The following is a 24,737-nucleotide window of genomic DNA, read 5'->3' as shown; positions in this document are numbered from 1 at the left end:
TTCTTACAGGACGGCAAGTGACAGCGAATAGTGTCGAAAATTCAGCGGCGAACCGCGTGCGGATGGGACGTCCCGGCGTCGCCGGACAGGGACGCGACCGCTTCGGGCTGACCGGCACCTCGCAAGCGTTCGACCCGCGCATCGTCGCGATCCGCCCCGACCTCGCCGACATCGCGGTCGCCGGGACGCACTTCGCACCGCATTATGCGGCGCCGATGATGATGAGCGGCGTGTTGCCCGCCGCGGCGATCCGCAGCGCCCCCTCGCTCGATGCCGAACAGTCGACCGAATTGCTGTTCGGAGAGGGTTTCGCGCTGCTCGACCTCACCGGCGGCTGGGCGTGGGGCTATTGCCTCGCCGACCATTATGTCGGCTATCTCGCCGCCGAGGCGCTCGCGTCGCCGATCGCGCCGACGCACCGGGTCGCCATGATCGAGGCGATGCTTCACGCCGACCCCGATGCGGCGAGCGGCGGCCCCGCCGTCCTGCCGCGCGGCGCGCTCGTCATGGGCGAGGCCGACGGCGAGTGGCTCAGGACCGCGCATGGCTATCTGCCCCTCGCCGCCTTGGTCGAGGTCGGCGCCGAAGATGACGATCCGGCGGGGGTCGCCGAAACGATGACGGGTACGCCGTACTTGTGGGGCGGGCGCACCGCAAAAGGCATCGATTGCTCGGGCCTCGTCCAGCTCGCCTGGGCCTCCGCGGGCATCCAGCTGCCGCGCGACAGCGACCTCCAGCTGGCGTCGCTCGGCCCCGACAAGGATGTCGACCCGGCCAGCCTGGCGCGCGGTGACCTGGTCTTCTTCCCCGGCCATGTCGGCATCATGGCCGACCATCAGAATATCATCCATGCGAGCCGCCAGTGGATGGAAGTGCGCGTCGAGCCGCTCGCCGACGTCGCGAAGCGTTCGGCGGCCAAGGGCAATGAAGTCCCGGTCAGCGGCATTAAACGACTGCGATAAGCCAATGACACAGACGGTCTTCATCGACGGCGCGGCGGGAACGACGGGCCTGGAAATCGCCGAACGGCTGGCGGGGCGGAGCGAATTTTCGCTGATCGCCCTGCCCGATTCCGAGCGCAAGGACGCCGCGCGTCGCGCCGAGGCGCTGAACGGGGCCGATTTCGTCATTCTCTGCCTGCCCGATGTCGCGGCGATCGAAGCCGTCGCGATGGTGACCAATCCCGCCGTGCGGATCATCGATGCATCGACCGCGCATCGCGTCGCACCCGGCTGGGCCTATGGTTTCCCCGAACTCAGCGCAGCACAATACGACGCCATCGCTAGCTCGACGCGCGTGAGCAACCCCGGCTGCTATCCGACCGGTTTCCTTGCGCTCGTGGCCCCCCTCGTCGCGGCCGGGATCGTTGACCGCGACGCCCGGCTCAGCGTCAACGCAGTCTCGGGCTATTCGGGCGGCGGCAAGGAGTTGATTGCGCGCTTCGAGACCGACGAAGACATCGGCTTCCGCAGTTACGGCCTCAACCTCGCGCACAAGCATGTGCCTGAAATGACGAAGGGCGCAGGCCTCGCGCACGCCCCGATCTTCGCGCCGGCGGTGGTGCCGGTTTATCGCGGTATGCTCGTCGAAGTGCCGCTGAGCTTTGACGCGCCAATGGCCGACGCGGCTTTCGATGCGCTTGTCGCGCATTTCGAGGGATCCCCGATTGTCGGCGTGCGCCGCGCCGCCGACGAAAGCGAACTGCTGCTGCGCAAGAGCGACGAGGCCACTGACCGGATGGAGCTGATGCTCTACGCGAGCCCCGACGGCACGCAATTGCGGCTGGTTGCGCGGCTCGACAATCTGGGCAAGGGCGCCAGCGGCGCGTGCGTCCAGAACCTCAACATCATGGCGGGTTTGCCCGAAACCGCGGGCCTGCGGCTTTAAGCCTTAGTGGACGGTGTCGAGCGCGACGTCGATCGACAGATAGGTGATCAACCGCTCGATCTGGCGCCAGCGCGCGAAATGGACGTGGTTGCCGAGAACGCGATACTGCTCGGCGCGCGCCGCCGCGGCGAAGCCGGCTTCTTCCCCATGCTCGACGATCATCGCATGGGCATCGTCCACCGCCTTGCGGTCGGCTAGGAATGGCGCTGGCAGTTGCATGGAGTTCCCGGTCCGTTGCTTCGAAGGCCGCTCTAGCAACCCCGCATCACCGCGCCGTTCCCGAGCGTGATGAACAGACAGGTAAGGTTAATTGCCTGATCTTGCTGGTTAACCATGCAGCCACCCAATCGAGCCTTTGCCGCCGCGCTTTCGCTGTGTAAGAATGCGGCCATGCGCAAAATCCTGAAATATGTCGCTCTCGCCCTTGTCGTCCTGATCGTTGCCGGGGGGATCACCCTTTATGTGATGTCGCGGCCCGATGTGGCGCGCTTCTCGACCGCCGAACTCAGCGGCCGCGTGCCAGTGATGGCGTCGCAGAAGGTCGAGAGCTTCCCGACGGTCAACGTCCCCGAGGCGACCAAATGGCCCGCCGGCCAAGCGCCGCGCGCCGCGCAGGGGCTGCAGGTCGCACGCTTCGCCGAGGGGCTCGATCATCCCCGCTCGATACTCGTCCTGCCGAACGGCGACGTGCTTGTCGCGGAAGCGCAAAGCCCGCCGCGCGACACGTCGGGGATCGAGGGCAAGGTCATGGGCCGCCTGATGAGTAAGGCAGGCGCCGGCGGCAAGTCCGCGAACCGCATCACCCTGCTCCGCGACGCCGACGGCGACGGCAAGGCCGAGGTCAAGACCGCCTATATCACCGGGCTCAACTCGCCTTATGGCATGGCGCTGATCGGCAAGACGCTCTACGTCGCCAACACCGACGCGCTGCTGGCCTTTCCCTATGTCGAGGGCGAAACGACGATGAGCGGCAAGCCGACCAAGCTCGTCGACCTGCCCGCCAAGGGCACCAACCGCCACTGGACCAAGAGCCTCGTCGCCGCGCCCAACGGCTGGCTCTACGTCGGCGTCGGCGCGGATTCGAATATCGGCGAGAAGGGCATGAGCCGCGAGTTCCGCCGCGCCGGCGTGCTCGAGGTGCGGCCCGAGAATAAATATGTGCGCACCTTTGCGGCGGGCATCCGCAATCCGGTCGGTCTCGCTTTCTATCCGGGCAGCGATCGGCTGTGGACGGTCGTCAACGAGCGCGACATGCTCGGCAGCGACTTGGCCCCCGACTATTTGACCGACGTCGCCGAGGGCGATTTCTATGGCTGGCCCTGGTATTATTGGGGCGGCTTCATCGACCCGCGGGTCGAGCCCGAAGCGGAGGACCGCCGCCAATATGTGAAGCGCCCCGAATATGGCCTCGGCGCCCATGTCGCGCCGCTGGGCTTCACCTTCACCGACAAGCTCGACCTGGGCGAACGCTGGGCGAACGGCGCGCTGATCGCGCTGCACGGCTCGTGGAACCGCGAGCCGGTGTCGGGCTACAGCGTCGTGTTCGTCAAGTTCGGCGCGAACGGCAAGCCGCTCAACGTCCTGCCAGTGACGCTGGTCGACCAGTTCCTTGCCAAGGATGGCAAGACGACGCGCGGCCGTCCGGCCGACGTCAAGGTGGCCAAAGACGGCAGCGCGCTGATCGCCGACGATACGGGCAATATGATCTGGCGGGTGTCGAAGGCAGGCTAGCAGGGCGCATGGAGCGCTTGGCTTTTGCACGGGCCAATTGAGGCACCATTTCTGTCCGCGGCGTCGCGCTCCTCACGTCGCCGGAGCGCTATCTGCGCAAATTTCGGGGCGGGCCGAACCTAAAAGGCAGAAGGCGCCGCTGCGGCTCGGCTCCTAGTTGCCAGCGGCTTTCCGCCGCGCGATCTCGGCCTCCAGCTTTTCGTTCTCGGCATCCAGCGCGGCAGCCTCTGCGTTCAGCTGTCGCGACGCTTCTTGGATGATCGGAACCGCGACACCGAGGTCCGTCGCATATTGCTTGCTTTCGGCGATGCAGGGACCCGCCTCTTTCGCAGCGTTGGCGGCAACGTCCTTGACCGTCTCGACAGGGAGCATCGCGGCAATCGATGTCGAAACAGGATGACGTCCGCGAACCTTGCCCACGAAATAGATCGCGATAGCGTCGATCCTGGCGTTGTCGGCCGCCGAAAGCTCGGTCCCCGCCTCCGTCGCTTTCGCCCTCAGCATGTGCATCGCGAGGAAACAGCGGGCATCGGCGCGATCCTGGGCGCTTATCGCCTGTCCCTGCGCTGTGCCGGCAAAACCCACGGTCAGCAGGACCGCCGACAGGATCAGCGCCCGCCGCACCATCAGACGCGCATCGGCATCAGGACGTACAGCGCCGGGCTTTTCTCGCTCTCACGGATCAAGGTCGGCGCATTGGCGTCGGCGAGGTGGAGTTCGACCGTATCGCCGTCCACCTGGCCCAGAATGTCGCTGAGATAGCGGGCGTTGAAGCCGATCTCGATCGCGTCGCTGTCGTAAGCCGCGGCGACCTCTTCGGCTGCGGTGCCGTTCTCGGGGCTGGTCACCGACAGGGTGATGCGATCCTTGTCGATGCCGACCTTGACCGCGCGCGTCTTTTCGCTGGCGATGGTCGAGACGCGGTCGACGCCCTGATACAGGCTCTTCGGATCGACCTTGAGCAGCTTGTCGTTCGCGGTCGGGATGACCCGGCTGTAGTCGGGGAAGGTCCCGTCGATCAGCTTCGACGTCAGCACGGCGTTGCCGAGCTGGAAGCGGATCTTCGACGCCGACAGGCTGATCTCGACATTGCCCTCCGCCTCGTCGAGCAGCTTGCGGATTTCGCCGACGCATTTGCGCGGAACGATGACGTCGGGCATCGACGAGGCGCCGTCGGGACGCGTCACCGTGTAGCGCGCGAGGCGGTGGCCGTCGGTCGCCGCGGCCTTCAGCACCGGACCCGTCGCATCCTCGGCAACATGGAAAAAGATGCCGTTGAGATAATAGCGCGTTTCCTCGGTCGAAATCGCGAAACGCGTTTTGTCGATGATCTGGATGAGCTCGGCGACGGGCAGCTCGAAACTGGTCGGCAGGTCGCCCTCGGCAATCACCGGGAAGTCGTCGCGCGGCAGCGTCGGCAGGTTGAAGTTCGAGCGGCCGGCCTTGACCTGCATCTTGCCCTCCGCGGCAGCCAGGCTGACCTCCGATCCTTCGGGCAGCTTGCGGGCAATTTCGAAGAGCGTGTGCGCCGACACGGTGGTTGTGCCGGGGGTCTCGACCTTGGCGGCGATCGTTTCGACAACCTGCAGGTCGAGATCGGTCGCCATCAGCTTCAGCTGGCCGCTGCTATCGGCCTCGATCAGAACGTTCGAAAGGATCGGAATGGTGTTTCGCCGCTCGACCACGGACTGGACGTGGCCGAGGCTTTTGAGAAGCACTGCGCGTTCGATCGTCGCTTTCATTCTAATTCGCCATCCCTGTAGTGCGGGGAAAAGTCCCTGAGAGCTCGGCGGAGCGGGCATTTCGCCCCGAATCCCGTCCCCCGAAAATGTCCACCTTCCTTAACGTGCGCCACGCGCCGTGCAAGCCATGCTTGCAAAGCAATTCCATTCGGGCAAACGGGGCGCAATGCGGCGGACGGCCTTCCTTTTCCTGATTGCGGCGGCGCTTCCCGTCACGGCCCTGGCCGCCCCGCGCACCGCACTCGGCATTTTCGACGGCTGGGGCGCCTTTCGCGAGCCGGCGACGCCGCGTTGTTACGCCCTCGCCGCCCCCGCCGCGACGGTGGGGACGCCTCAGGTCAAGGCCTATGCCAGCGTCGGCTATTGGCCGAAATCGCGCATTCGCGGTCAATTCTATGTCCGCCTGTCGAAGGCGCGCGCGCCGGGGCGCGACCTGCGCTTGACCATCGGCAGCCGGCGTTTCGTGCTAACGGGCAACGGCCTCCACGGCTGGGCGAGCGATGCCCGGATGGACGCCGCGATCATCGCCGCGATGCGGTCGGCGCCGAGCATGAGCGTCGAGAGCAGCACCGACAGCGGCCGGACGATCGCCGACACCTACCGGCTGCGCGGCGCCGCGACGGCGATCGATGCGGCCGCCCTGGGGTGTGCGAGCATTCGCTGAGGCCGTTTCGGGAAAGGGCGGATTTCTGCGTAACTTCACTCGCAAATAGACCTTCGTCGCGCGCCGGGGGGGCGTGACGACGCACCGGTCATGGTCGGGAGGAAAATGATGTCGCACGTCATGGTCAGCGAGGCTAGATCGGCGAGATATTGTAGGACAGCGTTATTTTGCGCGGCGAATGTCGGGTTTGGGGTGGTTAGCTGCCGTTCCACCCAACCGTCGCCCCCGCGCAGGCGGGGGCCGCTGGCGGCCTGTTCCTGGGCCGCCAGAGTTAGACCGACTGCGGCCCCCGCCTGCGCGGGGGCGACGGCTTATTTCGATCGCTTCCTACCGTCGTCATCCCGGACTTGATCCGGGATCCATTACGACGGCGCGGCTATGGATCCCGGATCAAGTCCGGGATGACGATAAAAGAGACGGCGGCAACCGGTCGAAACCGGTCACCTCTCTTTTCCGTTCGTGTCGAGCGCAGTCGAGACACCCATCGACCTTGCGCCACGCCGAGGGGCATCTCGACTTCGCTCGATGCGAACGGGGTTAAGTAGGCCGCAACCGGTCGTCAGCAGCCGTCACATCGCACATCGTGTCTCGCCTACTCCCGCCCCAGCTTCGTCAGTTCGGCCGCGAGGAAATCGAGCACCAGCCGGACGCGTGGCACATGGCGTAGCCGCTCGTGCGTGAGCAGCCAGAGCCCCGTCCTGTCGTCGCTCATCGTGGGGATGCAGCGGACGAGATTGGGTTCGCGGTCGGCGAGAAAGGCGGGCAGGATGGTGAGCCCCATGCCCGAGCGCACTCCCGCGAGCAGCCCAGTGCTGGTGTCGTACCGGATCACCACCGAATCCTCGAGCCGGTGATGGCGCAGCCACGCCTGATAGGGCTCCCAGACATAGCCTCCACCGCCGATGAAGGGATGCGCCGCCAGTTCGTCGCGTGTGTGCGGGATGCCGTGGCGGTCGGCATAGTCGCGGCTGCAATACACAGTCCACGGATTGTCGGCGATGCGGCGCCCGACGAGGCCGGCGCCCGTCGGCTGCTTGCTGCTGCGGATCGCGATGTCGGCGGCGCCCGACGCCAGGTCGCGCGGCTCGTCCGAGGTGTCGAGATGCAGATGGATTTCGGGGTGCGCGGCGCGGAGGTCGCGCAGGATCGGCGGCAAAATCGTGACCGCAAAGATTTCCATCACCGTCAGGCTGACCGTGCCGCCCGCGTCGCGCGAGCTAGCGCCCGCCGCCTCGCCGAAGCGTTCGGCGGCGTCGCGGACGTCGGCGGCGCGCGCGAGCATCGCCTCGCCCACCGGGGTCAGAGCATAGCCCGCCTGCCGCCGCTCGAAGAGGTTGAGGCCGGTCGCAGCCTCCAGCGCCGCGATGCGCCGCGCGACCGTCGTCTGGCTGACACGCAGCGTCTGCGCCGCCGACAGCGTGCTTCCGGTCTCGGCAACCGCCAGAAAGGCCTTGAGGTCGTTCCAATCGTACATGATGCCTTGTGCGACATAATCGCCCGCGCCTCATTCTGCAATTTTGCAGAATGGTCGCGCAACATCGTTGCTCCAATCACGCGGAACGATGGATTATCTGGTTCTCCACCGGCTTCCTCCCCTCCTTCAGCCGGCCGATGGAGAATCAAGATGACAAAGACTCTGATCCTCGCCGCGCTGGCCGCGACCTCGCTGGTCCAGCCCGTCCTCGCCGAACCCATTACCCAGACGGTGGTCGTGGAACATCAGGACCTCGACCTCGCCACCCCGGGCGGCGCCAAGACGTTGCAGCACCGCGTATGGCGCGCCGTCGTCGCCGTGTGCGGCACGACGTCCGAATTCGATGTCGCGGGCAAGAACGACATTCGCCAATGCCGCCGCGATACCTTGCAAGCCGCGTCGGCCAAGGCCGATCAGGTGATCGCAGGCGCCTCGCGCGGCGAACCGGTGCGTGTCGCCTCGATCCGGAAATAAGGCCTCGACCACTATCGGCAGGCACTCGCCGACACCTGTCAGGGCCGCGGTATCCACTGGATCGCGGCCCTGATTTTCTGTCGTCAGCCGCGATCGTCGAACGACTTGCGCGCGGATTCGACGCGGCCGAGATTTTCTCCCGCCCAGTGCCATACCCCGCAGAAGGCCTCGCCGAGACTGCGGCCGAGGTCGGTCAGATCATATTCGACCTTGGGCGGGATCACCGGATAGACGGTGCGGCGGACCAAGCCGTCGCGCTCCATAGCGCGCAGCGTCTGTGTGAGCATCTTCTGACTGATGCCGGGGACGAGCCGCGACAGCTCGGTGAATCGGCACGTGCCATGATCCTCGAGTTCCTCCAGAATCAGCAAGGTCCATTTGTCGGCGACTCGCCCGATCAGCTCGGTCACCAGCGCTTCGACGCGCGGATCGACGCTCTCGAGCGGGTGATGTGCATTTTTTTCGGGTGCGGTCATGGCGGAAAATCCAAATCTCTCATTCGGGTAACTATAGCACTTTCGGGTGCCTTCTTTCTTTTGGAGAGTATAGGGATATTCAGGCCTTCTCACCACCCCCGAACATTCTTTGTGGAGAAAAGATCATGAAGACCTCAGGCAACACCATCCTCGTCTCCGGCGGCGGCTCGGGCATCGGGCTCGCCCTCGCGCAGCGCTGGCACGACGCCGGCAACACCGTGATCGTCACCGGGCGAAACGCCGCGAAGCTGGAAAGCGCGGTTGCGGGACGCGACAACATGCACGCGCATGCGCTCGACGTGACCGACGCCGCCGCGATCGCCGCCTTCGCCGCCGACATCGTGGCGCAGTTCCCCGAGCTCAACGTCCTCGTCAACAATGCCGGCATCATGGGCTATGAAGACGCGACCGCGGCGCGCGATCTTTCCACGGCGGATGATATGATCGTCACCAACATCCTCGGCCCGATCCGGCTGACCGACGCGCTGATCGACCATCTGGCGAAGCAGGCGGACAGCGCGATCGTCAATGTGACGTCGGGCCTGGCCTTCGTGCCGCTCCCCAAGGCGCCGACCTATTCGGCAAGCAAGGCCGCGATGCACAGCTATTCGGTCGCGCTCCGCGTGCAATTGGAGGGTAAGGTCGAGGTGATCGAGCTGGCGCCGCCCGCGGTGCGCACCGACCTGACGCCCGGACAATCGACGCGCGAGGGCTATATGCCGCTCGACGATTATGCCGACGAGGTGATGACGCTGTTTGCGCAGCAGCCGACACCGGCGGAAATCCTGGTCCAGAATGTGCTGCCGCTGCGCAATGCCGAGGCGAATGGCAGCGTGCCGCAGGTTCTGGCGATGCTGGCGTCGCTTTGATCCTCCCCTCCCGCTTGCGGGAGGCGTCGGTCGAGGGCTTGTGGCATCCCCCCCTCCCCGCTGCGACTAGCGTGCAAGCCCGCAAGTCTCGCTGCCCCTCCCGCAAGCGGGAGGGGTTTTCGCGGCCCAATTGCGCTTTTCCGCCTTCCCCCCTATATGGCCGCGCATCATGCAGATTCCCGGCCATATCGACCCCGTCACGACGGGCACCGTTCCGCTGCGCGGCGGCAACCGCATCGACCTTGTCGGGCTGACCCGCGACGCGATCGGCGCGGTGCTGGTCGAGGCGGGCCTCGACGCCAAGGGCGCGAAGCTGCGCGCGAAGCAGATCTGGCACTGGATCTATCACCGCGGCGTCACCGATTTCGAGGCGATGACCGACATCGCCAAGACGATGCGTCCCTGGCTCACCGATCGTTTCATCATCGGCCGCCCGACCGTGCGCGAGGCGCAGGTGTCGAACGACGGCACGCGCAAATGGCTGCTCGCCGCCGCCGACGGCCAGGAATATGAGATGGTCTTCATCCCCGATGCCGATCGGGGAACGCTCTGCGTGTCGAGCCAGGTCGGCTGTACGCTGAACTGCCGTTTTTGCCATACGGGCACGATGCGCCTCGTCCGCAACCTCGCCGCGGGCGAGATCGTCGGACAGGTGCTGCTGGCGCGCGATGCGCTGGGCGAGTGGCCGAAGGGCACGATGGCCGGTTTCGGCGCCGATCCTGAGGATGAGGACGCCGATGACGACGCGGCGGGCCACTACACCGACGACGGCCGGATGCTGACCAACATCGTGATGATGGGCATGGGCGAGCCGCTGTATAATTTCGACGAGGTCAAGGGCGCGCTGAAGATCGTTATGGACGGCGAAGGCCTCGCGCTGTCGAAACGGCGGATCACGCTGTCGACGAGCGGCGTCGTGCCCATGATGGCGCGCGCGGGCGAGGAGATCGGGGTCAATCTCGCGGTGTCGCTGCACGCGGTGAACAAGGAAATCCGCGACGAGATCGTGCCGCTCAATCGCAAATATGGCATCGAGGAGCTGCTGCAGGCATGCGCCGACTATCCGGGCGCCAACAATGCCCGGCGCATCACCTTCGAATATGTGATGCTGAAGGACAAGAATGACAGCGATGAGGATGCGCGCGAGCTCGTCCGGCTGATCAAGCAGTATAAGCTGCCGGCGAAGGTGAACCTGATCCCGTTCAACCCCTGGCCCGGCGCGCCCTATGAATGCTCGACCCCCGAGCGGGTCAAGGCGTTCAGCAGCCTGATCTTCAAGGCCGGCATCTCGGCCCCCGTTCGCACCCCCCGCGGGCGTGACATCATGGCGGCGTGCGGACAGCTGAAGAGCGCGGCGACCAAGCCGACCCGCGCCGAACTCGACCGCATCGCCGAAGAGAAGCAGGCGGCGCTAGGCTGATTAGCCGACAGTTCAAGGGGCTCTCGACGCTTTCGGCGGCGATTGCATAGCTATGCGTGTTGCCGAAATAACACAGGTAATAAAATTGTCATTGTCTGAACGATGCATTCATTGAAGCGACAGGTACGAACACCGATTTGAGCGCTGGGCCGCGACCCAAAGGGCGTGGTTCGAATGGAAGAAAAAGGAAAAGACAATGAAGAAGTTCGCAGTTGCAGCCGCTCTCCTCTCGGCCGTCGTTGCCACCCCCGCGCTCGCCCAGGACGGCGGTGAGGCCCGCGTCGAATTGCGCGGCGGCTATATCTGGGGCAATGGCGTCGACGAAGCCACCGCGGGTCTCGCGGCCGGTTATGACTTCGACCTCGGCAGCACGGCGTTCGCCGGTGCGGAAGTCGCTGGCGACAAGGTCCTGCAGGACGGCGCAGACGTCCAGTTCTCGGCCGGTGGCCGCGTGGGCGCCAAGGTCGGCACCGCCGGCAAGGCCTATGTGACCGGCGGTTATACCTTCAGCGACATCGACGATCCGTACATCGGCGCCGGTTACCAGCACAAGTTCGGCAAGAACGTCTATGGCAAGGTGGAATATCGCCACCAGTTCATCGGCAACTTCGGCGACTTCGACACCGTCGCCGCCGGCATCGGCCTGGCGTTCTGATCCGTTCGGGACGCGCGAAAGCAAAGCGAGGGGCGGCCTGCGGGTCGCCCCTTTTCTTTTGGGTGCGACCCGGCCACGGTGAGCGCATGACCGCTTTCGCTTACATCGGCGCCGCGCTGGCCGAGATCGCCGGATGCTTTGCCTTCTGGGCGTGGCTGAAACTCGACAAGCCCATCTGGTGGCTCGTGCCGGGCATGGCCTCGCTGGCGCTGTTCGCCTGGCTGCTGACGCTGGTCGATGCTGATCATGCCGGGCGCGCTTATGCCGCTTATGGCGGGGTGTATATCGTTGCGGCGCTGCTTTGGCTGTGGGCGATCGAGGGGGCGCGGCCCGACCGGTGGGACTTGATCGGTGCCGCGGTCTGCCTTGGTGGCGCGGCGATCATCCTCTTCGGGCCGCGGGGAGCGACCGCGTGAGCTATGCGATCGATGCGGTGCTGACGGGTAAGGCGCGCCCCTTTCGCGGCGACGAGGCGAGCGCAATCGCTAAGACGCCGGTCGATCGGGCGCTACACGTCGGCCTGCTGGGCATCGACGGCGACGAACAGGCCGACCTGACGGTGCATGGCGGCGTCGACAAGGCGATCCACCATTATCCACGCGATCATTATGCGTGGTGGGCCGAAACGCTCGGCGGCCATGCGCTGCTGGAGGCGCCCGGCGCGTTCGGCGAGAATATCTCGACGGCGGGGCTGATCGAGAGCGAGGCCTGCATCGGCGACCGCTATCGCCTCGGCAGCGCGCTGGTCGAGATCAGCCAGGGCCGCCAGCCGTGCTGGAAGCTGGGGCACCGCTTCGGCGTCGCGACGGTGCCCGCGACGGTGGTGACGACGCGGCGGAGCGGCTGGTATTACCGGGTGATCGAGGAAGGCGTGGTCGCCGGGGGCCACACACTGGAACTGGTCGACAGACCGCTGCCCGAGTGGAGCGTCGAGCGGGTGTTTCATTTGCTCGTTGGCGGCGCCGGCAAGCGCGAGCCGGAGGCGCTGCGCGCGCTCGCCGCAATGGATGCGCTCGCGACGAGCTGGCGCGCACGGGCGGAGAAATTGCTGGGGTAGCCTCTCCCTCCACCGCCGGATTGCCGCGTCGCTTGGCTCCTCGCCATGATGCAGCTCAGCCAGGACCGGGCAGTGCATCCTCGACGAGCGGCGCCAGTCCCTCGACCACGACCTTCACCCCCTTCGCATTGGGGTGAATATGGTCGCCGAGCATCAGGTCGGGCTTGCCGACCACATTGTCGAGGATGAAGGGATAGAGGCTCGCCTCATATTTGGCGGCCAGTTCCGGATAGATGGCGTTGAATTTCTTCGCATAGTCCGGACCCATATTGGGCGCGGCAATCATGCCGGTGAGCAGCACCGGAATTTCGCGCTTGCGAAGTTCGGCGAGCATCGCGTCCAGGTTGGCGCGCGTCTGGGCGGCGTCGATGCCGCGCAGCATGTCGTTGCCGCCAAGTCCGAGCAGCACGAGCGCGGGCTTCGTCTTCGCGTTGTCGAGGACGTAGGTCAGGCGCTGGCGCCCCGCCGCGGTCGTGTCGCCCGAGACACCGGCGTTCTGCACGCGTGCGACCACACCATCCTCGGCCAGCGCGGCCTGCAATTGCGGCGCGAGACCCTCCTTCGGACCAAGCTGATAGCCGGCATAGAGACTGTCGCCGAAGGCGATCACCAGCGGCGCGTTCGCCGGGATCGCAGCGACCGCCTTCGCATCGCCCTGGTCGTTCGTCGATGCCGCCGGCGCCTCCGCCGAGCCACACGCCGCAAGCGGTTGGCAAAGCGCGATAACGCAACCATATATCAAGGCAGACCGCCATCCGGCCGTTTTCATTCCAAAGGACTCCTTCTTGTCCCACGCTGAACGACCCCAAGAAACGGGGGCGCCTGATCTGGCGATCGCCGCCCATAATGTGACGCTGACTTTGGGGAGCGACAAGGCCCCCGTCGAAATTTTGCGCGGGGTCGATCTGGAGGTCGATGCGGGAAGTTCGGTCGCGCTGCTCGGCCCCTCGGGATCGGGCAAGAGCTCGCTGATGGCGGTGCTCGCGGGGCTCGAACGCGCCGGCGGCGGGACGATCCGCGTTGCAGGCCTCGATTTCGCGGCGATGGACGAAGACGACCTTGCGCGCGCACGGCGCGGGCGCATCGGCATCGTGTTGCAGGCCTTCCACCTGCTCCCAACCATGACTGCGCTCGAGAATGTCGCGGTGCCGCTGGAGCTCGCCGGGATCGACGATCCGTTCGGCAAGGCGCAGGCTGAGCTCGAGGCCGTCGGCCTCGGACACCGCCTGACCCATTATCCGGCGCAGCTGTCGGGCGGCGAGCAACAGCGCGTCGCCATCGCGCGCGCGATGGCGAGCAGCCCCGCGATCATCTTCGCCGACGAGCCGACGGGCAATCTCGACACCACGACCGGGCAGTCGATCATCGAGCTGATCTTCGCGCGCCGCGCGGCGCTGGGCGCGACGCTGCTGATCATTACGCATGATCCGGATCTTGCCGCGAATTGCGACCGTGTCGTCGTGATGCACGACGGGAAGATCGAGGAAAGGACGTGAGGGGCCTGACGACCCTCCCACAGCGGGGGAGGATTTGATGTTGCCGCTCGCGACTCTCTGGCGGATCGCGCGGCGCGATCTGGCGACGCGCATCCGCGGGCTTCGCCTGCTCGCCGTCTGCCTGTTCCTCGGCGTTGCGACGCTGGCGGCGATCGGCAGCCTGACCAGCGGGATCACCTCCGAGCTGGAACGGCGGGGACAGACGATCCTCGGCGGCGACATCGAATTCAGCCTGCCGCAGCGCGAAGCCACAGCCGAGGAAATGGCAGGCTTTCGCAGCATCGGCACGCCGTCGGCGACCGTGCGGCTGCGCGCGATGGCGAATGCGCCGGGCGGCGACGCGCTGCTGTCCGAATTGAAAGCTATCGACGGAGCCTACCCACTCTACGGCACGATGCGGCTGGAGAGCGGCGTCCGCGAAGGCCCGCCGCCCGCCGGATCGATCTGGATCGGCAAGGATCTCGCCTCGCGGCTCGACCTGAAGGTCGGCGGCGATGTGAAGTTCGGCGAAAAGAGCTTCAGGATCGACGGCATCATCGCCGAGGAGCCCGACCGGCTCGGCGAAGGCTTCACGCTGGGTCCGGTGGCGATCATCGGGCTGGGGGACCTACCCGCGACGCAGTTGATCCAGCCGGGCAGCCTGTACGAAAGCAAATATCGCGTTCGCTTGCCGGCCAGCGCCAACCCCGAGGCAGTCGGCAAGGCGCTGACGGCGAAATTCCCCGGCGCCGGCTGGGACATCACCGACAGCAGCAATGGCGCGCCCGGAACGCGGCGCTTCATCGAACGGATGGGACAGTTTCTGTCGCTGGTCGGGCTGGCGGCGCTGGTGATCGCTGGAATCGGCGTCGGCAACGGCGTCGCGAGCTATCTCGCGGGCAAGCGGCCGGGGCTCGCGACGCTGAAGGTGCTGGGCGCCGACAGTGCGGCGGTGCTGCGCATCTATGGATTGCAGATCCTCGCGGTCGCCGCGGCGTCGATCGCCGCCGGGCTGGTCGTCGGCGCGCTGATGCCCCGCCTGATCGGCGCAGTCGCGGGCGACGTGCTGCCGGTCCGGCCTGGGTTCGCGCTCTATCCGCTGCCGCTGATCGTCAGCGCGGCCTATGGCCTGCTGATCGCAATCGCCTTTGCCCTGCCCCCGCTCGCGGCGACGCGGCATGTCCCGGCGGCTGGGCTCTATCGCGCGACGGTCGACGGCGGCGCGCGGATCGACCGTCGGACGGTGATTTCGGTCGGCGCGGCGCTGGCGGCGATCATCGCGCTGGCGGTCGGGACGGCGCGCGAGCCTTTGTTCGCGCTCGCCTTCATCGGCGCGGCGATCGGCCTGTTGTTGATCCTCGTCGGGCTCGGCTGGCTGGTGCGCCGAACGGCGAGCCGGGTGCCGCGGCCCAAGCGCCCGCTGCTGCGTCTCGCGGTCGCGAACCTGCACCGGCCGGGTGCTGCGACGGGGGCGCTGGTCGTGGCCCTAGGGCTGGGCCTGACGCTGTTCGTGACGCTCGCCGCGATCCAGACGAGCATCACCGCCGAGATCGCGCGGACGGTGCCGCAACGCGCGCCAAGCTTCTTCATCCTCGACATTCCGCGCGGCGACGCGGCCCGTTTCCGCGACGTGATCACGAAGACGGACCCCGGCGCCCAGATCAACATGATCCCCGCGATGCGCGGCAGCGTCACCGAGTACAAGGGCCAGCGAGTCGACGAACTCGCCGAGATCCCCGAGGGCGCCTGGGTGCTGCGCGGCGACCGCGGCCTGACCTACAGCCCGACGCTGCCGAACGGCAGCAAGCTGGTCGAGGGCCAGTGGTGGCCATCGAATTACAAGGGCCCGCCGCTGGTCAGCGTCGAACAGGAGGTCGCGGCATCGCTGGGCCTGAAACTCGGCGACACGCTGTCGGTCAACGTGCTGGGGGTCGAGGTTCAGGCGAAAGTGGCATCGTTCCGCACCGTCGAATGGAATAATTTCGGCCTCAACTATGTCCTCGTCTTCTCGCCCGGCACGCTCGACGCGGCGCCGCACAATATGGTCGCAACGGTCGCGGTCGGCCAGCAGGCCGAAATCGCGCTGGCCCGCAGCCTGCCTCGCGCTTTTCCCTCGGCGTCGCTGATTCAGGTGCGCGAAGTCATCGGCCAGGTCACGACCCTGCTTACCCAGATGAGCCAGGCGATCGCGGCGGCGGCAAGCATCGCAATCCTCGCGGGCATCGCGGTGCTGATCGGCGCGATCGCCGCGAGCCGCGAGCGGCGCGTGTACGACAGCGTGATCCTGAAGCTGCTGGGCGCGACGCGCGGCCAGATCCTCGGCGCGCAGGCGATGGAATATGCGGTACTGGCGGCCATTCTCGCGGTGCTGGCTTTGGGCCTTGGGCTCGCGGGGGCCTGGTATGTCGTGACGCGGATCTTCGACTTCACCTTCGCACCTGATCCGCTGATCGTCGGACTGACGCTGATCGGCGGCGCGGGCCTGTCGTTCCTGATCGGGATTGCGGGGAGCTGGCCCTTGCTCTCCGCCAAGCCCGCGCAGGCGCTACGGAGTCTCTAGTTCAGCAGACGGACGAGCGCAGATATGCCCGCGACGCCGAGGACGACCGCGACGATGCTGCGCCAGACCGGCACCGGCACGCGTCCGAACAGGCGCGCGCCGGCATGGTCGCCGAGCAGCATCGGAATGAATAGCAGCAGCCCCAGGATGAAAAGCTTGGCCGTTGCGAGGCCGAGCCAGAGCGACGCAAGCGTTCCCGCAATCGCGGTCGCGAAGAAGACGAGCATCATCGATGCACGCGCGGTCGCGGGCGCAATCCGCTGGCGGAGGTAGAAGGGCACAACCGGCGGGCCGGGCATTGCGGCGAAACCGGTGAGGATGCCCGAGGCGATACCGGTCGCTCCGATAGCGGCCGGGCCGGGCCGATGGCCGTCGGGATGCTGCGGCATCAGGATCAGCAGAAAGGCACCGATCGCGATGATCGCGATCATGAGCCGCGCAACGTCGGGGGTCACGGCCTTCAGCGCGAGCATGCCCAGCGGGGTCGCGAGCATCGCGAGCATGGCGATAGGAACGGCGGTGCGACGGTCGGCGTCGTTTGCGATCCGGCGAAATCCAACAGGACCGATCAGCAGTTGCAGGATGATCCCGAGCACCACCGCCTGCCCCGGCGGCATAAGCATGCCGAGCAGGGGCACGAGGATGATCGCCATGCCGAAGCCGGTCAGGCCGCGCACGAAGGCCGCGCCGAACGTCATCGCGGCCGCGCCCGCGAAAGTCAGCGGCGCGAGGCCGACAAGGTGGAGCGCGCCGTTCACCGGGCAGCGCCCTGCGGCCCGAGCGTCACCAGCCACACATCGGGCGGCGTGTTGAAGCGAAGCGGCAGGATGCTTGTCCCGAGCCCTGCGCCGACAAACAGCCGCTGGCCGTTGTCGGTGATGTCGCCGCACGCGAAACGATTGCCGTAGCGCGACACATAGGTCAGCGCGCCGATCACGGGCAGGCGGATTTGCCCGCAATGCGTATGCCCCGCGAACACCGCCGCGACCGGACGGCCGATGCCGGGGACGATGTCGGGGCTGTGCGAGACGATGACGGGCACGCCCGGCCCGAGCGCGTCCATCGCGGCGAGCGTCCCGGGAATATCGTCGTGCCGCGTGTAGTCATCGTCGACCCCGCCGATGATCAGCGGACCGCGTTTCACCGCCTCGTTCTGCAGGACGCGCAGCCCTCGTGCCTCGAGCGCGCCGCGCAGCGCGTCGGGCCGGAACCAGTGATCGTGATTGCCGGGCGCGACGATGACGCCAAGTGGCGCCCGCAGCCGCCCGAGGGGCGCGACGATCTCGGCGGGCGTGTAGATATGCGTCGCGGTGCGCTTTTCGCTGACGAGGTCGCCCGCGATCAGGACCAGATCGGGTTTCAGCCGGTTGAGCCTGTCGACGATCCGTGCAAGCCGGGCGGGCGGCATGTCGGGCCCCGCGACATGCGTGTCCGAAAGGAGCAGCACCCGCAGCGGGGCTTGCCCCGCAGGCCAGTTGGCGACCGCGACCGCCGCGGTGCGGACGACGGGGTCGCGGGTCGAATTCCAGTAGCCGCGCGCGAGGATCGCGCCGCCGAGCAATGCCAGAAGCGCGGCCCAGCGCCGCCATCGCCGCCGCGGTTTCGCTCTCAATCCTTGAGGTCCGGCGGGGTGGCCTCGCCCTTCAGCATCGCGATCGCTTCGGCGAGCGGCATGATGCGCTGGCCGTCCTGCCCGAGGGTGCGGATCGCGACGGTGCCTTCCTCGGCCTCGCGGTTGCCGACCACAAGCAGATAGGGGACCTTGGCGAGGCTGTGTTCGCGGACCTTGTAGTTGATCTTCTCGTTGCGAACGTCGGCCTCGACGCGGATGCCTGCGGCGGTCAGCTGCGCCACGGCATCCTTGGCATATGCGTCGGCGTCGGACACGATCGTCGCGACGACCGCCTGCACCGGCGCGAGCCAGGTCGGGAAGCGGCCGGCGAAATGCTCGATCAATATGCCGATGAAGCGTTCATAGGTGCCGAGGATCGCGCGGTGGAGCATCACCGGCCGGTGGCGCTCGCCATCCTCGCCAACGTAGCTCGCGTCGAGGCGTTCTGGCATCACGCGGTCGGACTGGATCGTCCCGCACTGCCACGTGCGGCCGATCGCATCGGTCAGGTGGAATTCGAGCTTGGGCGCATAGAAAGCGCCCTCGCCCGGTAGTTCTTCCCAGCCATAATCGTCGTTCGCCATGCCGGCGCGCGCGACGGCTTCGCGCAGCTCCGCCTCGGCCTTGTCCCACATTTCGTCGGTGCCGAAGCGCATGTCGGGGCGCAGCGCGAGCTTCACCGCATATTTCTCGAACCCGAGCTGCTTGTACACGCGGTCGAGCAGTTCGCAGAAGGCGCGCACTTCCTCCACGATCTGATCCTCGCGGCAGAAGATATGGCCGTCGTCCTGGGTGAACTGGCGCACGCGCATGATGCCGTGCAACGCGCCGTGCGGCTCGTTTCGGTGACAGCAGCCCATTTCGGCCATGCGCAACGGCAGGTCGCGGTACGACTTCATCCCCTGACGGAAGATCAAGACGTGCGCAGGGCAGTTCATCGGCTTCAGCGCCATCCACTCGGCGTGGTCCGAGACCAGCGGGCCGTCATCCTCGATGTTCGGCACCTCGTCGGGGATGACGAACATATTCTCGCGATATTTGCCCCAGTGGCCCGATTGTTCCCACTGCTTGGCGTCCATCACCTGCGGGGTCTTGACCTCCTGATAGCCCGCGCCGTCGATCGCGCGGCGCATATAGGCCTCTAGCTCGCGGTAGATGCGATAGCCCTTGGGGTGCCAGAAGACGCTGCCATGCGCCTCTTCCTGCAGGTGGAAGAGGTCCATCTCGCGGCCGATCTTGCGATGGTCACGCTTGGCGGCCTCCTCCAGCCGGACGAGATGCTCGGCGAGCTGCTTCTTGTTGAGCCAGCCGGTGCCATAGATGCGCGACAACTGCGCATTCTTCTGGTCGCCCCGCCAATAGGCGCCCGAAACGCGCGTCAGCTTGAACGCCGCCGGATCGAGCTTGCCGGTCGACGCCAGATGCGGCCCGCGGCACATGTCCATCCAGCCTTCGCCCGAACGGTAAACCGTCAGTTCCTCGCCCTCCGGCAATTCGTGCGCCCATTCGGCCTTGAACGTCTCGCCCTCGGCCTCCCACTTCGCGATCAGCTTGTCGCGCTCCCACACTTCGCGCGTCAGCGGCAGGTCGGCGGCGATGATCCTGCGCATCTCCTCCTCGATCAGCGGCAGCTCCTCGTCGCGGAACGGGCCGTGCTCGGCGGTCGGTGCGAAGTCATAGTAAAAGCCGTCGTTCGTCGAGGGACCGAAGGTGATCTGCGTGCCGGGAAACAGGTTCTGCACCGCCTCGGCCAGGACATGCGCAAAGTCGTGGCGCACGAGTTCGAGCGCATCGGCCTCGTCGCGGCTCGTCACCAGCGCGAGGTTCGTGTCTTCTTCGAGCGGGCGCATGATGTCGCGCAGCTCGCCGTCGATTTTCGCGGCGAGCGCCGCCTTCGCAAGGCCGGGTCCGATATTCGCCGCAATCTGCGCCGGGGTGGTTCCGCGCCCGACTTCTCGGGCAGAGCCATCGGGAAGGGTGACGCGGATCATCTGGGACATTTAAAAATCGGCCTTTCTTCGCGCAAAAGTGCGGCGCCCCTTTGCCAGCCATACTGCGCCGCCGCAAGGGGCGCGGCGCATCCGTAATGAGTGGCGGCCTTGTCAGTATGTCAATGTCACTTGACTAAGCGGGCGAATCGAGTAAAGTAGACTTGTCAATTTATGGAGGTTCCTTGACATGGCTATGTACAGAAGTGCCGCGACCCGCCGCTATTTGATCCGCATGGCGGTGCTGATGAGCATCTATATCATGCTGATCTTTACCGCGGGCTGGACCTTTCGGCACACCAGTATCGCCGGTATCCCCGCCTATGCGCTGGCGATCGCTCCGGCGCTGCCGATCATCGGCGTCTTCTGGGCGGTCATGCGGCTGCTGGTCGAGGAACCCGACGAGTTCATCCGCATGCTTCAGGTCCGCCAATGCCTGTTCGCTACAGGCTTTTGCCTGACTGTCATGACGATCTGGGAATTCCTGCAGAATTACGACCTCGTTGCACCGGGCAACGGCGGGTTCGGCGCCGCCTTTTTCTGGTTCGTCGGGCTGGGACTCGGCGCATTCTTTAATAAGGTGACGATGGGCACCGTCGGCGGCTGCGCGTGAAAAACCGGCTGAAAGTGCTGCGCGCCGAACGCGACTGGAGCCAGCAGGACCTGGCCGACCGGCTGGAGGTATCGCGCCAGTCGGTCAACGCGATCGAGACCGGGAAATATGATCCGTCGCTCCCCCTTGCCTTTCGCATCGCCGACCTGTTCGACATGCGGATCGAAGAGATTTTCCAGCGCGACTGAACGGCAACCTTGCTCCCCCGCCGCCGCCCCGCTAGGGCGGCGGCAGCCGGAAAGGAGCGATCCCGCCATGTTCAAGCGCCTGTTCGTCGATCACCCGAAGAGCGTCGATGAGAATTACATCGAGCATTTCGGCGTCGCGTCCAAATTCGGGGTGACGATGATCTATGGCGGCGTCTGCGCGCTGGTCCATGCCGTCGTGCCCGGCTGGTGCATCACCACCGGCAGCGACACGATCCAGCGGCTCAACAAGATCATGGTCGAACAGCGGCGCGCCAAGGGGCAGGCCGTGATGCAGATGAGCACGATCGACTGGGTGATCTGAGCGGCGTGCTTATCGGCCACGCACAATATCGCGTTCGCATCCGCCGACGTCGAGAGGCCTCTCGATCTTATATTGTCCCCATGGGTGTCTCGACGTCGCTCGACACGAACGGAATTAGAGAGTGAGCGACGCTACCGCGCCCAGCTATCTCGACCGGCCGGGCCGCCCGCGGCTCGCCTATCGTCACACGCCCGGCGCCGGGCCGACGATCGTCTTCCTGCCGGGCTATATGTCCGACATGGCGGGCGGCAAGGCGACCGCGCTGTTCGATTGGGCGGCGGCCGAGGGCCATGCGTGCCTGCTCCTCGACTATGCCGGATGCGGGCTTTCGGACGGTTTGTTTGCCGAGCAGACGCTGCTCGACTGGCGGGGCGATGTGCTCGACCTGGTCGATGCGAAGACCGAGGGGCCGGTGATCATCGTCGGGTCGTCGATGGGCGGCTGGCTGATGCTGCTGACCGCGCTCGCGCTGGTTCAGCGCGACGGGCCGGCGCGGGTTGCCGGGCTCGTCGGGATCGCGGCCGCGCCGGATTTTACCGAGTGGGGCTTCAGCGATGCCGAGAAAGCGATCATCCTCGCCGAAGGGGCATTGCTCGAAGAGACGCCGTACAGCGACCAGCCCTATATGACGACGCGCCGTTTCTGGCAGTCGGGCGAGGCAAACCGGCTGCTAGATTCGGAAATCCCCCTCGCCTGCCCGGTGCGGCTGCTCCACGGACAAGAGGACGGCGACGTGCCGCCCGAGATCAGCCTGCGCCTGTCGGCTGCGCTGGCGAGCGAGGATGTGCAGGTGACGCTGGTCAAGGGCGGCGATCACCGCCTTTCGCGCGACACCGACATCGCGCTCCTGATCGATACCGTCGCGCGGCTCGCGACCTGAAACCAAAGGACAGATATGGCTCGCAGCGATTTCAAGTTCAGCGTCAAGAAGCGCGTCCGCTATGCCGAGATCGACGCGCAGGCGGTGGTGTTCAACAGTCGCTACCTCGAATATTTCGACATCGGCATCACCGAATATTGGCGCGCAGCCGGAGTCTATGACCGCTGGCCCGCGAACAACAGCCCTGAGTTCCACGTCGCGCGCGCTGAAGTCGATTACAAGGTGCCCATCCTGCTCGACGAGGAAATCGACATTTGCGTGCGCTGTTCGCGCGTCGGACGCAGCTCGATGACCTTCCTGTTCGAGCTGCACGGCGCAGGCAAAGACGATCTGCGCGCGACGGGGCTGGAGGTGAGCGTCCATGTCGAGGAGGCGCAGGGCGCGACAGCGCCGGTGCCCGATGAATTCGTATCCCTGTTCGAAGCGTTTGAAGGTCGCGCGCTTCGCGCCTAGATAGGCGCCATGACCAAATATCTTCACACGATGATCCGCGTGTCGGATCCGGACGCCACCATCGATTTCTTCAAGCTGATCGGGCTGGAGGAAGTGCGCCGCTTCGACAGCGAGCAAGGCCGCTTTACGCTGATCTTTCTTGCGCCGCCCGGGCAGGCGGGGGTGGCCGAGGTAGAGCTGACCTATAACTGGCCGCCCGAAGACGGCAGCGCGCCCGAGGAATATTCGGGCGGGCGCAATTTCGGGCACCTCGCTTACCGGGTCGAGAATATCTACGACACCTGCCAGCGGCTGATGGACGCCGGCGTGACGATCAACCGCCCGCCGCGCGACGGCCATATGGCGTTCGTGCGCTCGCCCGACGGCATTTCGGTCGAGTTGTTGCAGGAAGGCCATCTACCGCCGCAGGAACCCTGGGCGTCGATGCCGAACACCGGAGTCTGGTAAGCGGACCATGCCGGGACTGTTGATCAACATCGACGTCCCCGATCTTGCGGCGGCCGAACGCTTCTACACCCAGGCATTGGCTTTGACCGTCGGCCGCCGGTTCGCTGCGGATATCGTCGAACTCCTCGGCAGCGATGCACCGATCTATCTGATCTTAAAACCCGACGGGTCCACGATCGGCCCGGCGGGCGGCGGCGTGCGACGATATGATCGGCACTGGACGCCGGTGCATCCCGATTTCGCCGTCGACGACCTCGATACGGCCATAGCGAAAGCAATTCGCGCCGGAGCGGTGCAGGAAGGTGAGACATTGGACTTGCCCTATGGCAGACAGGCCATGTTCGCCGATCCGTTCGGCAACGGTTTCTGCCTGATCGCGTTCAACGCGAAAGGTTATGACGCCATTGCGACCTGACCGGCCAAGGCTGGCGGCCAACCGCTCCGTCAGGGAGACATGAGGCCGGAGCGAGAGGAGACAGAGGTGAGCGTGCTCGACATCGTCCGCATTCCGGTCCTCAGCGACAATTATGTCTGGCTGGTCCACGAGCCTGAGAGCAAAGCGACGATGGTCGTCGACCCCGCGGTCGCCGAACCCGTACTCGAAGCCGCAAAGGAGCGCGGCTGGACGATCACCGACATCTGGAACACCCACTGGCACCCCGATCACACCGGCGGCAACGCCGCGATCAAGGAGGCGACTGGTTGCACGATCACTGGCCCGGCGGCCGAGTTCGCCCGCATCCCGACGCTGGATGTGCAGGTGAAAGGCGGAGACCGGGTCAAGCTAGGGGCGCATGTCGCCGACGTGTGGGACGTTCCCGCACACACCGCGGGACACATCGCCTATCATTTCGGTGACGACGCCGCGATCTTCGTCGGCGACACGATGTTCGCGATGGGCTGCGGCCGGCTGTTCGAAGGCACGGCGGAACAGATGTTTGCGAACATGCAGCGGCTCGGTACGCTCGACGATGCGACGCGGGTCTATTGCGCGCACGAATATACGCTGTCGAACGCGCGCTTCGCCGTGACGGTCGATCCCGACAATACTGCGCTCGCCGAGCGGCTGGCCGCGGTCGAGTCCGCGCGCGCTGCCGGCGAGCCGACGGTTCCCACCAGCATCGGCGCCGAACGCGCGACCAACCCCTTCCTGCGCGCCGGGACCGCAGCCGAACTCGGCCGTATCCGCGCGCTCAAGGACGCCGCCTAATGGCTTCAGCGCGCGTTCAGTTTCAGATTGCCAGCATCGTCGATGCTGCAAGGAGTGTGATCATGTCGAAGAGGATAGGCACCGCAGCGATGGCGCTGGTCGCCGCGCCGCTGATCGCGAGCTGCGCCCCCGCAGGGACCGCGGAGCCCGGCGCAGCGGCGCTCACCCCGAAGCAGGCCGAACGGCTCGACAAGCAGTTGGCAGGCAAGGTCCCCGGTGAACCGATCCGCTGTCTTCCCAGTTATCAAAGCAATCAGACGATCCGCGTTTCGGACGACATCCTGCTCTATCGCGCCAGCGGAAAGCTGGTCTATCGCAACAATCTGAAGGGCGTCTGTCCCGGCCTTGCCCGCGACAGCGACATCATGGTCGTCCAGCAGTTCGGTTCATCGACCTGCGAGGGCGACTTCTTCCATCTGGTCGACCGCACGAGCGGTATCCGCGGCCCGACCTGCGTCTTCGGCGAATTCGTCCCCTATCGCAAACCGGCGGGGGACGCTGGCTGAGCATCATGCTCGGTCGCAGGCGGGGGCCGGTTTG

General features: G+C 66.0%; 30 protein-coding genes. 21 read left to right on the top strand and 9 right to left on the bottom strand.

Going from position 1 to position 24,737, the window contains the following annotated elements; genetic code table 11:
* Nucleotides 1–17: 17 nt before the first annotated feature.
* Entirely contained in the window at nucleotides 18–962 is a 945-nt protein-coding gene (locus ATE67_RS03060) for a C40 family peptidase (protein WP_231728024.1), read from the top strand.
* Nucleotides 963–966: 4 nt separating this feature from the next.
* Entirely contained in the window at nucleotides 967–1,887 is a 921-nt protein-coding gene (gene argC / locus ATE67_RS03055) for an N-acetyl-gamma-glutamyl-phosphate reductase (RefSeq protein ID WP_058815178.1), read from the top strand.
* 3 nt (nucleotides 1,888–1,890) lie between these two features.
* On the opposite strand, the gene ATE67_RS03050 is transcribed toward argC, so the two are convergent.
* On the bottom strand, nucleotides 1,891–2,106 hold the full coding sequence (locus ATE67_RS03050; protein WP_082660166.1) for a hypothetical protein: 216 nt from the start codon (nucleotides 2,104–2,106) through the stop codon (nucleotides 1,891–1,893).
* A gap of 171 nt (nucleotides 2,107–2,277) precedes the next feature.
* Between ATE67_RS03050 and ATE67_RS03045 the strand changes: the two genes are divergently transcribed.
* Complete coding sequence (locus ATE67_RS03045; RefSeq protein ID WP_058815177.1) at nucleotides 2,278–3,618, top strand: PQQ-dependent sugar dehydrogenase; 1,341 nt, start codon at nucleotides 2,278–2,280, stop codon at nucleotides 3,616–3,618.
* Nucleotides 3,619–3,771: 153 nt separating this feature from the next.
* Here ATE67_RS03045 and ATE67_RS03040 read toward each other — a convergent pair whose 3' ends face one another.
* Together ATE67_RS03040 and dnaN are read right to left on the bottom strand one after the other, a co-directional pair.
* Nucleotides 3,772–4,245, bottom strand: a complete 474-nt coding sequence (locus tag ATE67_RS03040; RefSeq protein ID WP_058815176.1) for a hypothetical protein — start codon at nucleotides 4,243–4,245, stop codon at nucleotides 3,772–3,774.
* Nucleotides 4,245–5,360, bottom strand: coding sequence for a DNA polymerase III subunit beta (gene dnaN / locus ATE67_RS03035; RefSeq protein WP_058815175.1), 1,116 nt, complete (start codon nucleotides 5,358–5,360; stop codon nucleotides 4,245–4,247). Before dnaN ends, ATE67_RS03040 begins: the two co-directional genes overlap by 1 nt.
* A 166-nt stretch (nucleotides 5,361–5,526) precedes the next feature.
* Between dnaN and ATE67_RS03030 the strand changes: the two genes are divergently transcribed.
* Complete coding sequence (locus ATE67_RS03030) at nucleotides 5,527–6,024, top strand: hypothetical protein (RefSeq protein WP_058815174.1); 498 nt, start codon at nucleotides 5,527–5,529, stop codon at nucleotides 6,022–6,024.
* 592 nt (nucleotides 6,025–6,616) lie between these two features.
* On the opposite strand, the gene ATE67_RS03025 is transcribed toward ATE67_RS03030, so the two are convergent.
* A complete protein-coding gene (locus ATE67_RS03025) occupies nucleotides 6,617–7,498 on the bottom strand; it encodes a LysR family transcriptional regulator (RefSeq protein ID WP_058815173.1) in 882 nt (293 codons plus the stop codon).
* A 150-nt stretch (nucleotides 7,499–7,648) separates the two neighbouring features.
* Between ATE67_RS03025 and ATE67_RS03020 the strand changes: the two genes are divergently transcribed.
* The gene (locus tag ATE67_RS03020; RefSeq protein WP_058815172.1) at nucleotides 7,649–7,972 is read left to right on the top strand and encodes a UrcA family protein; all 324 of its coding nucleotides are present in this window, start codon (nucleotides 7,649–7,651) and stop codon (nucleotides 7,970–7,972) included.
* A gap of 83 nt (nucleotides 7,973–8,055) precedes the next feature.
* On the opposite strand, the gene ATE67_RS03015 is transcribed toward ATE67_RS03020, so the two are convergent.
* The gene (locus ATE67_RS03015; RefSeq protein ID WP_058815171.1) at nucleotides 8,056–8,448 is read right to left on the bottom strand and encodes a winged helix-turn-helix transcriptional regulator; all 393 of its coding nucleotides are present in this window, start codon (nucleotides 8,446–8,448) and stop codon (nucleotides 8,056–8,058) included.
* A gap of 125 nt (nucleotides 8,449–8,573) precedes the next feature.
* Between ATE67_RS03015 and ATE67_RS03010 the strand changes: the two genes are divergently transcribed.
* The 5 genes from ATE67_RS03010 to ATE67_RS02990 all read left to right on the top strand — a co-directional run bounded on the left by ATE67_RS03010 (nucleotide 8,574) and on the right by ATE67_RS02990 (nucleotide 12,449).
* A complete protein-coding gene (locus ATE67_RS03010; protein WP_058815170.1) occupies nucleotides 8,574–9,317 on the top strand; it encodes an SDR family oxidoreductase in 744 nt (247 codons plus the stop codon).
* Between the two features lie 169 nt (nucleotides 9,318–9,486).
* On the top strand, nucleotides 9,487–10,737 hold the full coding sequence (gene rlmN / locus ATE67_RS03005) for a 23S rRNA (adenine(2503)-C(2))-methyltransferase RlmN (RefSeq protein ID WP_058815168.1): 1,251 nt from the start codon (nucleotides 9,487–9,489) through the stop codon (nucleotides 10,735–10,737).
* Nucleotides 10,738–10,933: 196 nt separating this feature from the next.
* The gene (locus tag ATE67_RS03000; protein WP_058815166.1) at nucleotides 10,934–11,392 is read left to right on the top strand and encodes an outer membrane protein; all 459 of its coding nucleotides are present in this window, start codon (nucleotides 10,934–10,936) and stop codon (nucleotides 11,390–11,392) included.
* 86 nt (nucleotides 11,393–11,478) lie between these two features.
* On the top strand, nucleotides 11,479–11,808 hold the full coding sequence (locus ATE67_RS02995; RefSeq protein ID WP_058815164.1) for a YnfA family protein: 330 nt from the start codon (nucleotides 11,479–11,481) through the stop codon (nucleotides 11,806–11,808).
* The gene (locus ATE67_RS02990; protein WP_058815163.1) at nucleotides 11,805–12,449 is read left to right on the top strand and encodes an MOSC domain-containing protein; all 645 of its coding nucleotides are present in this window, start codon (nucleotides 11,805–11,807) and stop codon (nucleotides 12,447–12,449) included. The genes ATE67_RS02995 and ATE67_RS02990 overlap by 4 nt, the downstream gene beginning before the upstream one ends.
* A gap of 55 nt (nucleotides 12,450–12,504) precedes the next feature.
* Here ATE67_RS02990 and ATE67_RS02985 read toward each other — a convergent pair whose 3' ends face one another.
* Nucleotides 12,505–13,218, bottom strand: coding sequence for an arylesterase (locus tag ATE67_RS02985; RefSeq protein WP_082660165.1), 714 nt, complete (start codon nucleotides 13,216–13,218; stop codon nucleotides 12,505–12,507).
* A 16-nt stretch (nucleotides 13,219–13,234) separates the two neighbouring features.
* Here ATE67_RS02985 and ATE67_RS02980 point away from each other — a divergent pair, with 16 nt between their 5' ends.
* On the top strand, nucleotides 13,235–13,945 hold the full coding sequence (locus ATE67_RS02980; RefSeq protein WP_058815162.1) for an ABC transporter ATP-binding protein: 711 nt from the start codon (nucleotides 13,235–13,237) through the stop codon (nucleotides 13,943–13,945).
* Nucleotides 13,946–13,982: 37 nt separating this feature from the next.
* On the top strand, nucleotides 13,983–16,484 hold the full coding sequence (locus ATE67_RS02975; RefSeq protein ID WP_058815161.1) for an ABC transporter permease: 2,502 nt from the start codon (nucleotides 13,983–13,985) through the stop codon (nucleotides 16,482–16,484).
* Here the strand turns inward: ATE67_RS02975 and ATE67_RS02970 are convergent.
* The 3 genes from ATE67_RS02970 to thrS are packed head-to-tail and all read right to left on the bottom strand — an operon-like array spanning nucleotide 16,481 to nucleotide 20,096.
* On the bottom strand, nucleotides 16,481–17,242 hold the full coding sequence (locus tag ATE67_RS02970; protein WP_231728023.1) for a sulfite exporter TauE/SafE family protein: 762 nt from the start codon (nucleotides 17,240–17,242) through the stop codon (nucleotides 16,481–16,483). The two genes, ATE67_RS02975 and ATE67_RS02970, sit on opposite strands and share 4 nt — an antisense overlap.
* On the bottom strand, nucleotides 17,239–18,096 hold the full coding sequence (locus ATE67_RS02965; RefSeq protein ID WP_058815160.1) for a metallophosphoesterase: 858 nt from the start codon (nucleotides 18,094–18,096) through the stop codon (nucleotides 17,239–17,241). The genes ATE67_RS02970 and ATE67_RS02965 overlap by 4 nt, the downstream gene beginning before the upstream one ends.
* Complete coding sequence (thrS, locus tag ATE67_RS02960; RefSeq protein ID WP_058815159.1) at nucleotides 18,093–20,096, bottom strand: threonine--tRNA ligase; 2,004 nt, start codon at nucleotides 20,094–20,096, stop codon at nucleotides 18,093–18,095. The genes ATE67_RS02965 and thrS overlap by 4 nt, the downstream gene beginning before the upstream one ends.
* 178 nt (nucleotides 20,097–20,274) lie before the next feature.
* On the opposite strand from thrS, the gene ATE67_RS02955 reads away from it, so the two are divergent.
* From ATE67_RS02955 to ATE67_RS02915, 9 genes are all read left to right on the top strand, one after another.
* Nucleotides 20,275–20,697 carry a hypothetical protein gene (locus ATE67_RS02955; protein WP_156416870.1) on the top strand — a complete coding sequence of 141 codons (423 nt, stop codon included), beginning with the start codon at nucleotides 20,275–20,277 and terminating at the stop codon, nucleotides 20,695–20,697.
* Nucleotides 20,694–20,885 (top strand): helix-turn-helix transcriptional regulator, encoded by a 192-nt coding sequence (locus ATE67_RS02950; RefSeq protein WP_058815157.1) that lies wholly within the window; start codon nucleotides 20,694–20,696, stop codon nucleotides 20,883–20,885. The genes ATE67_RS02955 and ATE67_RS02950 overlap by 4 nt, the downstream gene beginning before the upstream one ends.
* Nucleotides 20,886–20,952: 67 nt before the next feature.
* Entirely contained in the window at nucleotides 20,953–21,207 is a 255-nt protein-coding gene (locus ATE67_RS02945; RefSeq protein ID WP_058815156.1) for a DUF6356 family protein, read from the top strand.
* A gap of 121 nt (nucleotides 21,208–21,328) precedes the next feature.
* Nucleotides 21,329–22,087, top strand: coding sequence for an alpha/beta fold hydrolase (locus tag ATE67_RS02940; protein WP_058815155.1), 759 nt, complete (start codon nucleotides 21,329–21,331; stop codon nucleotides 22,085–22,087).
* A 15-nt stretch (nucleotides 22,088–22,102) separates the two neighbouring features.
* Nucleotides 22,103–22,540 (top strand): acyl-CoA thioesterase, encoded by a 438-nt coding sequence (locus ATE67_RS02935; protein ID WP_058815154.1) that lies wholly within the window; start codon nucleotides 22,103–22,105, stop codon nucleotides 22,538–22,540.
* 9 nt (nucleotides 22,541–22,549) lie between these two features.
* Complete coding sequence (locus tag ATE67_RS02930) at nucleotides 22,550–22,987, top strand: VOC family protein (protein ID WP_058815153.1); 438 nt, start codon at nucleotides 22,550–22,552, stop codon at nucleotides 22,985–22,987.
* Between the two features lie 7 nt (nucleotides 22,988–22,994).
* Nucleotides 22,995–23,402: a VOC family protein gene (locus tag ATE67_RS02925; RefSeq protein ID WP_058815152.1), complete on the top strand. Its 408-nt coding sequence runs from the start codon at nucleotides 22,995–22,997 to the stop codon at nucleotides 23,400–23,402.
* Nucleotides 23,403–23,474: 72 nt separating this feature from the next.
* Nucleotides 23,475–24,197: a hydroxyacylglutathione hydrolase gene (gene gloB, locus ATE67_RS02920; protein WP_058815251.1), complete on the top strand. Its 723-nt coding sequence runs from the start codon at nucleotides 23,475–23,477 to the stop codon at nucleotides 24,195–24,197.
* A gap of 62 nt (nucleotides 24,198–24,259) precedes the next feature.
* Entirely contained in the window at nucleotides 24,260–24,703 is a 444-nt protein-coding gene (locus ATE67_RS02915) for a hypothetical protein (RefSeq protein ID WP_156416869.1), read from the top strand.
* The last annotated feature ends 34 nt before the right edge of the window (nucleotides 24,704–24,737 follow it).

Origin of the sequence: Sphingopyxis sp. H050, from assembly GCF_001468265.1 — a bacterium.
GTDB lineage: Bacteria > Pseudomonadota > Alphaproteobacteria > Sphingomonadales > Sphingomonadaceae > Sphingopyxis.
This window is presented reverse-complemented; position numbering and strand designations above follow the sequence as displayed.

Coding starts and splice junctions, on each gene's coding strand:
- argC (WP_058815178.1), top strand. CDS start 967: ATGACACAGACGGTCTTCATCGACGGCGCGGCGGGAACGACGGGCCTG.
- ATE67_RS03050 (WP_082660166.1), bottom strand. CDS start 2,106: ATGCAACTGCCAGCGCCATTCCTAGCCGACCGCAAGGCGGTGGACGAT.
- ATE67_RS03045 (WP_058815177.1), top strand. CDS start 2,278: ATGCGCAAAATCCTGAAATATGTCGCTCTCGCCCTTGTCGTCCTGATC.
- ATE67_RS03040 (WP_058815176.1), bottom strand. CDS start 4,245: ATGGTGCGGCGGGCGCTGATCCTGTCGGCGGTCCTGCTGACCGTGGGT.
- dnaN (WP_058815175.1), bottom strand. CDS start 5,360: ATGAAAGCGACGATCGAACGCGCAGTGCTTCTCAAAAGCCTCGGCCAC.
- ATE67_RS03030 (WP_058815174.1), top strand. CDS start 5,527: ATGCGGCGGACGGCCTTCCTTTTCCTGATTGCGGCGGCGCTTCCCGTC.
- ATE67_RS03025 (WP_058815173.1), bottom strand. CDS start 7,498: ATGTACGATTGGAACGACCTCAAGGCCTTTCTGGCGGTTGCCGAGACC.
- ATE67_RS03020 (WP_058815172.1), top strand. CDS start 7,649: ATGACAAAGACTCTGATCCTCGCCGCGCTGGCCGCGACCTCGCTGGTC.
- ATE67_RS03015 (WP_058815171.1), bottom strand. CDS start 8,448: ATGACCGCACCCGAAAAAAATGCACATCACCCGCTCGAGAGCGTCGAT.
- ATE67_RS03010 (WP_058815170.1), top strand. CDS start 8,574: ATGAAGACCTCAGGCAACACCATCCTCGTCTCCGGCGGCGGCTCGGGC.
- rlmN (WP_058815168.1), top strand. CDS start 9,487: ATGCAGATTCCCGGCCATATCGACCCCGTCACGACGGGCACCGTTCCG.
- ATE67_RS03000 (WP_058815166.1), top strand. CDS start 10,934: ATGAAGAAGTTCGCAGTTGCAGCCGCTCTCCTCTCGGCCGTCGTTGCC.
- ATE67_RS02995 (WP_058815164.1), top strand. CDS start 11,479: ATGACCGCTTTCGCTTACATCGGCGCCGCGCTGGCCGAGATCGCCGGA.
- ATE67_RS02985 (WP_082660165.1), bottom strand. CDS start 13,218: ATGAAAACGGCCGGATGGCGGTCTGCCTTGATATATGGTTGCGTTATC.
- ATE67_RS02975 (WP_058815161.1), top strand. CDS start 13,983: ATGTTGCCGCTCGCGACTCTCTGGCGGATCGCGCGGCGCGATCTGGCG.
- thrS (WP_058815159.1), bottom strand. CDS start 20,096: ATGTCCCAGATGATCCGCGTCACCCTTCCCGATGGCTCTGCCCGAGAA.
- ATE67_RS02955 (WP_156416870.1), top strand. CDS start 20,275: ATGGCTATGTACAGAAGTGCCGCGACCCGCCGCTATTTGATCCGCATG.
- ATE67_RS02945 (WP_058815156.1), top strand. CDS start 20,953: ATGTTCAAGCGCCTGTTCGTCGATCACCCGAAGAGCGTCGATGAGAAT.
- ATE67_RS02935 (WP_058815154.1), top strand. CDS start 22,103: ATGGCTCGCAGCGATTTCAAGTTCAGCGTCAAGAAGCGCGTCCGCTAT.
- ATE67_RS02930 (WP_058815153.1), top strand. CDS start 22,550: ATGACCAAATATCTTCACACGATGATCCGCGTGTCGGATCCGGACGCC.
- ATE67_RS02925 (WP_058815152.1), top strand. CDS start 22,995: ATGCCGGGACTGTTGATCAACATCGACGTCCCCGATCTTGCGGCGGCC.
- ATE67_RS02915 (WP_156416869.1), top strand. CDS start 24,260: ATGTCGAAGAGGATAGGCACCGCAGCGATGGCGCTGGTCGCCGCGCCG.